This window comes from Streptomyces sp. NPDC045967, from assembly GCF_056430495.1.
Window position 1 is genome coordinate 132,208 of record NZ_JBWKLE010000017.1, and the last position, 8,772, is coordinate 140,979.

Below are 8,772 nucleotides of genomic sequence, written 5' to 3' on the forward strand. Positions count from 1 at the left end.
GTTCGGTTCAGCTCCTGTTGTCGTACGGCGCGGGGGCGGGCGGTGCGTCCAGCGCGGTCAGCGCCTCGCGCAGCCCCCGGTGGACATCCTCGTACACCGCCAGGTGCCCCTCCGCCGGGAGGTGGTCGGCGTCCGCCAGCCGCGCCAGGTACCCGTCGACCGCGTGGTGCCCGGTGGGCGTGCGGACGACGCCCAGGGCCGCGGGCCCGGCGGCGGTCGCGGGCTCGGGGGCGGGCGCGGCGGCTTCGTCGGTCATGCCCCGACGCTACCCCGAAGCGCCGCGCGACCACGCAACGGCTCTGCGGTACGGTCGTGATCACGATGGCTACGATCCAGGAGTGCCGAGACGCACTCGACCGACTCTCCGACAACCTCGCCGGGGCGGACGGCGACGTGCGCGGCGCCGCCGCGCTCGACCGCTCGCTGAGCTGCCACATCACCGACCTGGAGCAGACCTTCACCGGCCGCCTCCAGGACGGCCGGATCCGGGTGGACTCGCTCACGCCGGGGCCGCCCGGGACGAAGGCCGAGATCAGGCTGGCGATGACCGGCGACGACCTGGTCGCCCTGGTGGCGGGCGACCTGAAGTTCGCGAAGGCGTGGGCCTCGGGCCGGGTCCGCCTGGAGGCGGGCTTCCGCGACCTCCTCCGCCTCAAGAGCCTGCTCTAGCGGAGGCAACCGGTCCGGTGGGCTCCCACCGAGGCCGGTCCGGTCGGCTCCCGCCGAGGCCGGTCCGGTCGGCTCGTGCCCGCCGGCCCGCGCTCGGCCTACCCGGCGTGCGACACGGCCGTACGGGCCCGGCGCGCCGCCGGGACCACCAGCGGCGTCCCCGTCTCCGGGTCGGCGATGACCTGGCACTTCAGGCCGAACACCCGCTCCACCAACTCCGCGGTGACGACCTCCGCCGGCGGTCCCTCGGCCACGACCTCCCCGCCGCGCATCGCGATCAGGTGCGTCGCGTAGCGGGCCGCGTGGTTCAGGTCGTGCAGGACCGCCACCAGCGTGCGCCCCTGCGTCTCGTGCAGCTCCGCGCACAGGTCGAGCACGTCGATCTGGTGCTGGATGTCCAGGTACGTCGTCGGCTCGTCCAGCAGCAGCAGCGGGGTCTGCTGCGCCAGCGCCATGGCGATCCACACCCGCTGGCGCTGCCCGCCCGACAGCTCGTCCACGGCCCGGTCCGCCAGCTCGGCGACCCCGGTCGAGGCCATCGACTCGACGACGATCCGCTCGTCCTGCGCCGACCACTGGCGCAGCAGCCCCTGGTGCGGGTAGCGCCCGCGCGAGACCAGGTCGGCCACCGTGATGCCGTCCGGCGCGATCGAGCTCTGCGGGAGCAGACCGAGCGTCTTGGCCACCTGCTTCGCCGGCATCGTCCCGATGGCCTGCCCGTCCAGCAGCACCTGACCGGCGGCCGGCTTCAGCATCCGCGACAGGGCCCGCAGCAGAGTGGACTTCCCGCACGCGTTGGGGCCGACGATCACGGTGAAGGAGTGGTCGGGGATCTCCACCGACAGGTTCTCGGCGATGACCCGCTGGTCGTAGCCGAGGGTCACGTTCTCCGCGGTCAGCCGCTGCACTTGCGCACTCCTGAGGTTCATATACGTCCCGCCTTGCGCTCGGTGACGAGCAGCCAGAGCAGATAGACACCGCCGACCAGCCCGGTCACCACGCCCACCGGCAGCTGGTCCGCTCCGAAGGCCCGCTGCGAGGCCCAGTCCGACAGCAGCAGCACCACCGCACCCATGAGGGCGGCGGTCACGAGATTGGCGCCGGGCGAGCGGGTCAGCCGCCGCGCCAGCTGCGGTGCGGCCAGCGCGACGAAGCTGATCGGTCCGGCCGCGGCGCTCGCCGCGGTGGTGAGCAGGATCGCGGCCAGCATCAGCAGCAGCCGGGTGCGCTCCACCCGCACTCCCACCGCGTACGCCGCGTCGTCCCCCATCTCGATCATCCGCAGCGCCCGGCTCTGCCCCAGCACCACCGGGAACAGCGCCGCGCAGGTCACCGTCAGCGGCCACACCTGCGCCCAGTCCCGGCCCGCCAGCGAGCCCGTGAGCCAGACCATCGCCCGGGATGCCTCCACCAGCTGGGCCTTGGTGATCAGGTACTGGATCACGGCGACCAGCATCGCAGAGGCGCCGATGCCGACCAGGACGAGCCGGTAGCCGTGGATGCCCCGCTTGTACGCGAGCAGGTAGACGGCCGCGCCGGTCAGCAGTCCGCCGACCAGCGCACCGAGGGCGACCTCGGTCGCGGAGCCGTGCAGCAGGATGATGACGGCGAGGGCGCCCACCGCGGAGCCGTACGAGAAGCCGAGCAGGTCCGGCGAGCCGAGCGGGTTGCGCGTCACGGACTGGAAGACGGCTCCGGCCATTCCCAGGGCCGCGCCCACCAGCAGGGCGACGAGGACCCGCGGGAGCCTCAGCTCGTTGACGATGAAGTCGTTCGCCGGGGTGCCGTTGCCGAGCAGGGTCTGCACGACGTCCCACGGCGCGATGTCGAAGTCGCCGGTGCCGACGAGCAGGACGGCCATGACGAGCGCGGCGAGGGCGAGCATGCCCCCCACCGCCAGGGCGCGCCGCTCGATCCGCAGCGACATGCCGCCGGGGAGCCGAACGGGACGTGTCTTCGCGGTCGCGGTCACAGCTGGGCCATCCTCTTGCGCCGAACCAGGTAGATGAAGACGGGACCGCCGATGAGCGCGGTGACGACGCCGACCTGGAGTTCGGCGGGCCGGGTCACGACGCGCCCGACCACGTCGGCGCCGAGCAGCAGCACGGGGGACAGCACGGCCGAGTAGGCCAGCACCCAGCGCATGTCGGGCCCGGTGAACGCCCGCACCAGGTGGGGGATCATCAGCCCGATGAAGACGATGGGCCCGCAGGCGGCGGTGGCCGCACCGCACAGCAGCGTGATGGCGAGCATCGCGCCCACCCGCGTCCGCGTCAGGTTCGCGCCGAGCGACCGCGCGGTGTCGTCGCCCATGGCCATCGCGTTCAGGGGCCGGCCGAGCGACAGCGCGAGCACCGCGCCGACCAGCAGGAACGGCGCGACCTGGCGGACGGTGTCCATGTTGGCGGAGGCCAGCGACCCCACCGTCCAGAAGCGCAGCTTGTCCAGCGCCTTGCTGTCCATCAGCTGCACGGCGTTGATGTAGCCGACCAGGGCCGCGCTGGCCGCCGTACCCGCCAGCGCGAGCCGCACCGGCGTGGCGCTGCGGCTGCCGCCGAGGACGTAGACGACGACGGAGACGACCGCCGCGCCTAGGAACGCCCACCAGACGAACTCGCTGAGCGAGCTGGCGCCCAGGAAGCTGATCGCGGAGACGACGGCGGCCGCGGCGCCGGCGTTGACGCCGAGGATGCCGGGTTCCGCCAGCGGGTTGCGCGCCAGCGCCTGCATGACCGCCCCGGACAGCCCGAGCCCCACCCCGACCATCAACCCGAGCACGGTGCGCGGCACCCGCAAGTCCCGCACCACCACGTCGGAGGGGGTCCCCGCGTAGTGGAACAGGCCGTGCCAGACCTCCTCGAGGGGCATCTGCTTCGCGCCCACGGCGATGCTCACCACCGCGACCAGCGCGAGCAGCACGAGGGCGCCCAGCAGACCGACGGCCCGCGCGCCGTGACGTGAACGTGCGGCGGCGACGGGCGCCGCGCTCTGTTCGGGGGGACTCTCCGCACTCTTCAACAACACGGAGGTTAGGCTAACCTATCTTGCCCCCGCTCCGAGTCACCCGAACGGCTCACAACCCCAGCGTGGCCAGCGCCTTCTCCGCGTCCAGCGCGCACACCCCGTCCCCGGCCGACGTCCAGGCCGCCGCGCACAGCGCCCGCAGCCCGTCGACCGGGTCCCCGCCCACCGTCCGCAGTTCCAGGACGTCGTCCCCCGCGACCGCGGTCCATCCCCCGCAGCGGAACCCGGCCCCGTCCGCCGCCACCTCCGGCTGCCCGGTCAGCAGCCCCCGCAGGTCCCGGTCGACGTAGGTCGGCCGGTGCCTGGGCTCCGCCCGCAGCAGCTGCCCCGGATCCGTCACCCCCGTCAGCACCAGCAGCGAGTCCACCTCACCGTTGAACGCGCCCTCGATGTCGGTGTCCAGCCGGTCACCGACCACCAGCGGCCGCTTCGCCCCCGTCCGCAGCACCGTCTCCCGGTGCATCGGGGGCAACGGCTTGCCCGCCACCTGCGGCTCGGCGCCCGTCGCGATCCGCACCACCTCCACCGCGGCCCCGTTGCCCGGCGCGATCCCCCGCGTCCCCGGAATCGTCAGGTCCGTGTTGGAGGCGTACCACGGCACCCCCCGGTTGACGGCGTACGAAGCCTCGGCGAACCGGCCCCAGGCCAAGTCCGGTCCCCCGTACCCCTGCACGACCGCCGCCAGCCCCTCCTCCTCGGCCGACTCCACCGGCACCAGCCCCCGCTCGCGCAGCGCGACCCGCAGCCCCTCCCCGCCGATCACCAGCACCTTCGACCCCGGAGCCACCTGGTCAGCGACCAGCCGGGCCACCGCCTGCGCCGAAGTGATCACTTCGGCCGGCTCGGTCGGGATGCCCAGCTCGCCCAAGTGCCGGGCGACGGCGTCCGGAGTCCGCAGCGCGTTGTTCGTGACGTACGCGAGGTGCATCCCGTCGGCCCGGGCCGCGGCGAGCGACTCCACCGCGTGCGCGATGGCCTCCCCGCCCGCGTAGACCACCCCGTCGAGGTCCAGCAGAGCCGTGTCGTAAGCCTGGTGGAGGCTCCGCGCGCTCGCCTCGGGGCCGGTCCTGCTCTGCCGCGTCATCTGTCCGCTCCTCATACGTTTCGTACGACCGGTCGTGTCCGGATCCGAACTCCCCCCGATCATCCCGCATCCCGAGACGGGTCTTACGATGCACCAATGACCACACCTGGTACCGCGGACCGAGGGCTGCGCCTGATCCCGTTCCACGGCCTGCGCTACGTCCCGGAGCGTGTCGGCAGCCTCGCCGCCGTCACGTCGCCGCCGTACGACGTGGTCGTGCGCCCCGACGGAGTGGACCACCTCCAGTCCGCCGACCCGCACAACATCGTCCGCCTGATCCTCCCGCAGGCCGGCACCCCCGCGGCCCGCAACGAACAGGCCGCGCGCACCCTGCACGACTGGCTGGCCGAGGGCATCCTCAGCGCCGACCCCGTACCCGCGCTCTACGTCTACGAACAGCGCCGGGCCGGCCTGCTCCAGCGCGGCATCATCGGCGCCCTGGCCCTGTCCGGCGCCGACGCGGGCGTCGTCCTGCCGCACGAGGACGTCATGCCCGACGTCGTCACCGACCGGGTCGGCCTCATGCGGGCCACTTCGGCCAATCTCGAACCGCTCCTGCTCACCTACCAGGGCGACGACCCGGGCGCCGGCGCGGCAGCGGCCGTGGAGCGGACCGCGCAGAGCGCGCCGCTGCTCTCGACCACCACCGAGGACGGCTTCCAGCACCGCCTGTGGGCCATCACCGACCCGGACCAGCTGGCCGCCGTCACCGCCGACCTCAGCCACCGCCAGGCCCTGATCGCCGACGGGCACCACCGCTGGGCGACCTACCTGCGGCTCCAGGAGGAGCACGAGTCCCCGACGCCCTGGGACTTCGGGCTGGTGCTGCTGGTGGACACCGTCCGCTATCCGCTCCAGGTCCGCGCCATCCACCGGATGCTGCGCCGCCTCCCGGTCCGGGACGCCCTCGCCGCCCTGCACGGCCACTTCCGGATCCGCCCGGTCGACGGGCCCCTGCCGCTGGCCCTCGAGGCCCTCTCGGACGCCGCCGAACGCGGCAACGCCTTCCTCCTCACCGGCGATGGAGACTTCCACCTGGTCACCGACCCCGACCTGGCCCTCCTGGACCGCACCGTCCGCCGCGACCGCCCCGAGGCCTGGCGCCGGCTGGACGCCACGGTGCTGCACGCGACCCTGCTGGACGCGCTGTGGAACGTTCCGGACGCCCCGGACCAGATCACCTACATCCACGACGCGGCGGCCACCGTGGAGATGGCCGAACGCCACGGGGGCACCGCGGTCCTGCTGCACCCCGTACGGGAGGAAGTCGTCCGGGACCTCGCCCGCCAGGGCGTGACCATGCCCCGCAAGTCGACCTCGTTCGGCCCGAAGCCGGCCACCGGCCTGGTGCTGCGCGGCCTGGGCTGACGCCCCGAGCGCACTCAGGACATGAGGAAGGGCGGTACCCCGGCCGGGGTACCGCCCTTCCTCATGTCACGTCGCGTCAGGCCTTGTCGCGGCCCGCGTCCCGCTCGTCGTCCTCGCCGACCACGATCTCGTCCGTGGGGTCGAAGTCGTCCTCGGCCCCCTCCAGCGGCTCGTACTCGTCGTCGTCCTCGTCGTAGTACTCGGCGACGTCGGAAGCCCGCTCGGCGGCGGCGACCTCCGCCGGGTCCTGGTCGTCGTCCTCGTCGTCGGCGTGGTCCGCGCGGTCCGCGTCGTCCTCGTCGTCTTCGATCAGGTCGTCGGCGAGGTCCCCCGAGGCGTCGACGAACTCGACGCCGTCGAGTTCGGCGAGCCGGTCGGAGGCGTCGGTCGCCCCCTCCTTGTCCGCTTCGAGGGTCTTGGCGAACCACTCGCGCGCCTCGTCCTCACGGCCGGCCGCCAGCAGGGCGTCGGCGTAGGCGTAGCGCAGGCGCGCGGTCCAGGGCTGGACCGAGTGGGAGGCCAGCTCCGGGCTCTGCAGGGTCACGATGGCGGCTTCGAGCTGCCCCTGGTCCCGACGGGCACCGGCGGCCACCAGCCGCATCTCGACCTGCCCGGCCTTGTCCAGCTTCTGCACCTCGGGCTCGCCGGCCATGGCCAGCGCCCGCTCCGGACGGCCGAGGCCGCGCTCGCAGTCGGCCATCACGGGCCACAGCTCGACGGAGCCGGTCATGCGCTTGGCGGCACGGAACTCGGCGAGCGCCTCGCTGTACTTCTGCGTGGCATAGGCGGCGAAGCCGGCGGCCTCGCGGACGGCGGCGACACGGGAGGCCAGTCGCAGGGCGATCCGCGAGTACGCGTACGCCTGCTCCGGGTCCTCGTCGATCAGCCGGGCGACCATGACCAGGTTCTTGGAGACCTCCTCGGCCAGCCCCTTGGGCAGGCTCAGCAGCTCCTGGCGCACGTCGGCGTCGATCTCGAGGCCGGTGACGTCCTCGTCGATCGGAAGCCGCTTGACCGGGTCCCGGTCGCGGTCCCCGCGGTAGTCGCGGTCGCCGCCGCGGTCATCGCGGCCGCGGTAGCCGCCGCGGTCACCACCGCGATCGTGGCCACCACGGAAGCCGCCGCGGTCCCCGCCGCGGTCCCCGCCCCGGTCGTCACGACGCGGGTACGACGGACGGTCGCCCCGGTCACCGCGGTCGTCGCGACGGAAGCCGCCGCCACCGCCGGTGCTGGAAGGGCGGTCACCACGGTCGTCACGGCGCGGGTAGGACGGACGCTCGCCGCCACGGTCGTCACGACCGCCGCGGAAGCCGCCGCGGTCGTCATCACGACGCGGGGAGGACGGGCGTCCACCGCGGTCGTCGTCGCGACGGGGGTAGCTGGGACGGTCGCCCCGGTCACCACGGTCGTCACGACGGAAGCCGCCACCGGCGCCACCGCCGGAGGGACGCTCGCCGCGGTCGTCGCGACGCGGGTAGGACGGGCGGTCGCCGCCGCGGTCGTCACGACGCGGGAAGCTCGGACGGTCGTTGTCACGGCGGAACCCGCCGCCACCGCCCGAGGGGCGGTCACCGCGGTCGTCGCGACGCGGGTAGGACGGACGCTCGCCGCCGCGGTCGTCACGGCGCGGGTAGGACGGACGCTCGCCGCCACGGTCGTCACGACCGCCGCGGAAGCCGCCGCGGTCGTCATCACGACGCGGGTAGCTGGGACGGTCGCCCCGGTCACCACGGTCGTCACGACGGAACCCACCACCGCCACCACCGGAGGGACGGTCACCTCGGTCGTCACGACGGAAACCGCCACCGGCGCCGGAGGGACGGTCACCCCGGTCGTCGCGACGGAAGCCGCCACCGGCGCCACCGCCGGAGGGACGCTCGCCGCGGTCGTCGCGACGCGGGTAGGACGGTCGGTCGCCGCCGCGGTCGTCACGACGCGGGAAGCTCGGACGGTCGTTGTCACGGCGGAACCCGCCGCCACCACCCGAGGGGCGGTCACCGCGGTCGTCGCGACGCGGGTAGGACGGACGCTCGCCGCCGCGGTCGTCACGGCGCGGGTAGGACGGACGCTCGCCGCCACGGTCGTCACGACCGCCGCGGAAGCCGCCGCGGTCGTCATCACGACGCGGGTAGCTGGGACGGTCGCCCCGGTCGTCACGACGGAACCCACCACCGCCACCACCGGAGGGACGGTCACCGGAGGGACGACCACCTCGGTCGTCACGACGGAAGCCGCCACCGGCGCCACCGCCGGCCGGGCGGCCGCCACGGTCGTCACGGCGGAACGGGGGACGGTCGCCGCCACGGTCGTCACGGCCCCCGCGGTAGCCGCCCCTGTCACCGCCGTCGTTGCGCCGAGGCTCGCGCTCCGGACGATCGTCGGGAGAGTTGGACATGGGTGTGACTCCTGTCTTCGGGGTACCGCTAGTCATTCTCGCGCAACCAACCCATGGCCGCGCTTCGGCGTAAAGATGTGCAAAACAAAAAAGACCCTTGGTCCAGCGTTGAACGCTGGACCAAGGGTCCTTTGAAAGATTGTTCGGCGGCGTCCTACTCTCCCACAGGGTCCCCCCTGCAGTACCATCGGCGCTGAAAGGCTTAGCTTCCGGGTTCGGAATGTAACCGGGC

The 8,772-nt window shown here is 73.5% G+C and carries 8 protein-coding genes, 1 rRNA gene and 1 pseudogene; 2 read left to right on the forward strand and 8 right to left on the reverse strand.

Annotation, left to right across the window (positions count from 1 at the left end; translation table 11 throughout):
* Positions 1-7: 7 nt before the first annotated feature.
* Positions 8-256, reverse strand: coding sequence for a hypothetical protein (locus AC07FY_RS26420; protein WP_479010686.1), 249 nt, complete (start codon positions 254-256; stop codon positions 8-10).
* A gap of 65 nt (positions 257-321) precedes the next feature.
* On the opposite strand from AC07FY_RS26420, the gene AC07FY_RS26425 reads away from it, so the two are divergent.
* The gene (locus tag AC07FY_RS26425; protein WP_479010689.1) at positions 322-669 is read left to right on the forward strand and encodes an SCP2 sterol-binding domain-containing protein; all 348 of its coding nucleotides are present in this window, start codon (positions 322-324) and stop codon (positions 667-669) included.
* Between the two features lie 98 nt (positions 670-767).
* On the opposite strand, the gene AC07FY_RS26430 is transcribed toward AC07FY_RS26425, so the two are convergent.
* From AC07FY_RS26430 to AC07FY_RS26445, 4 genes are read right to left on the reverse strand one after another with little or no spacing between them, the layout of a single operon-like run.
* Positions 768-1,598, reverse strand: a complete 831-nt coding sequence (locus AC07FY_RS26430) for an ABC transporter ATP-binding protein (RefSeq protein ID WP_479010691.1) — start codon at positions 1,596-1,598, stop codon at positions 768-770.
* Positions 1,595-2,596, reverse strand: a complete 1,002-nt coding sequence (locus tag AC07FY_RS26435) for a FecCD family ABC transporter permease (RefSeq protein ID WP_479010722.1) — start codon at positions 2,594-2,596, stop codon at positions 1,595-1,597. The genes AC07FY_RS26430 and AC07FY_RS26435 overlap by 4 nt, the downstream gene beginning before the upstream one ends.
* A gap of 41 nt (positions 2,597-2,637) precedes the next feature.
* A complete protein-coding gene (locus AC07FY_RS26440) occupies positions 2,638-3,687 on the reverse strand; it encodes a FecCD family ABC transporter permease (RefSeq protein WP_479010725.1) in 1,050 nt (349 codons plus the stop codon).
* 55 nt (positions 3,688-3,742) lie between these two features.
* On the reverse strand, positions 3,743-4,777 hold the full coding sequence (locus AC07FY_RS26445) for an HAD-IIA family hydrolase (protein ID WP_479010694.1): 1,035 nt from the start codon (positions 4,775-4,777) through the stop codon (positions 3,743-3,745).
* Between the two features lie 96 nt (positions 4,778-4,873).
* Here AC07FY_RS26445 and AC07FY_RS26450 point away from each other — a divergent pair, with 96 nt between their 5' ends.
* Positions 4,874-6,145: a DUF1015 family protein gene (locus tag AC07FY_RS26450; RefSeq protein ID WP_479010697.1), complete on the forward strand. Its 1,272-nt coding sequence runs from the start codon at positions 4,874-4,876 to the stop codon at positions 6,143-6,145.
* Between the two features lie 76 nt (positions 6,146-6,221).
* On the opposite strand, the gene AC07FY_RS26455 is transcribed toward AC07FY_RS26450, so the two are convergent.
* The 3 genes and pseudogenes from AC07FY_RS26455 to rrf all read right to left on the reverse strand — a co-directional run.
* Positions 6,222-7,106 (reverse strand): tetratricopeptide repeat protein, encoded by an 885-nt coding sequence (locus AC07FY_RS26455; protein ID WP_479010727.1) that lies wholly within the window; start codon positions 7,104-7,106, stop codon positions 6,222-6,224.
* 66 nt (positions 7,107-7,172) lie between these two features.
* A pseudogene (locus tag AC07FY_RS26460) lies at positions 7,173-8,513 on the reverse strand (hypothetical protein); the annotation flags it as partial.
* Positions 8,514-8,681: 168 nt separating this feature from the next.
* Positions 8,682-8,772: ribosomal RNA gene (gene rrf, locus AC07FY_RS26465) — 5S ribosomal RNA — on the reverse strand; the annotation flags it as partial.

Bases quoted from the DNA above. Each gene is read 5' to 3' on its own strand.
- AC07FY_RS26430 (WP_479010691.1), bottom strand. From the start codon at position 1,598: ATGAACCTCAGGAGTGCGCAAGTGCAGCGGCTGACCGCGGAGAACGTG.
- AC07FY_RS26450 (WP_479010697.1), top strand. From the start codon at position 4,874: ATGACCACACCTGGTACCGCGGACCGAGGGCTGCGCCTGATCCCGTTC.
- AC07FY_RS26435 (WP_479010722.1), bottom strand. From the start codon at position 2,596: ATGTCGCTGCGGATCGAGCGGCGCGCCCTGGCGGTGGGGGGCATGCTC.
- AC07FY_RS26420 (WP_479010686.1), bottom strand. From the start codon at position 256: ATGACCGACGAAGCCGCCGCGCCCGCCCCCGAGCCCGCGACCGCCGCC.
- AC07FY_RS26445 (WP_479010694.1), bottom strand. From the start codon at position 4,777: ATGACGCGGCAGAGCAGGACCGGCCCCGAGGCGAGCGCGCGGAGCCTC.
- AC07FY_RS26425 (WP_479010689.1), top strand. From the start codon at position 322: ATGGCTACGATCCAGGAGTGCCGAGACGCACTCGACCGACTCTCCGAC.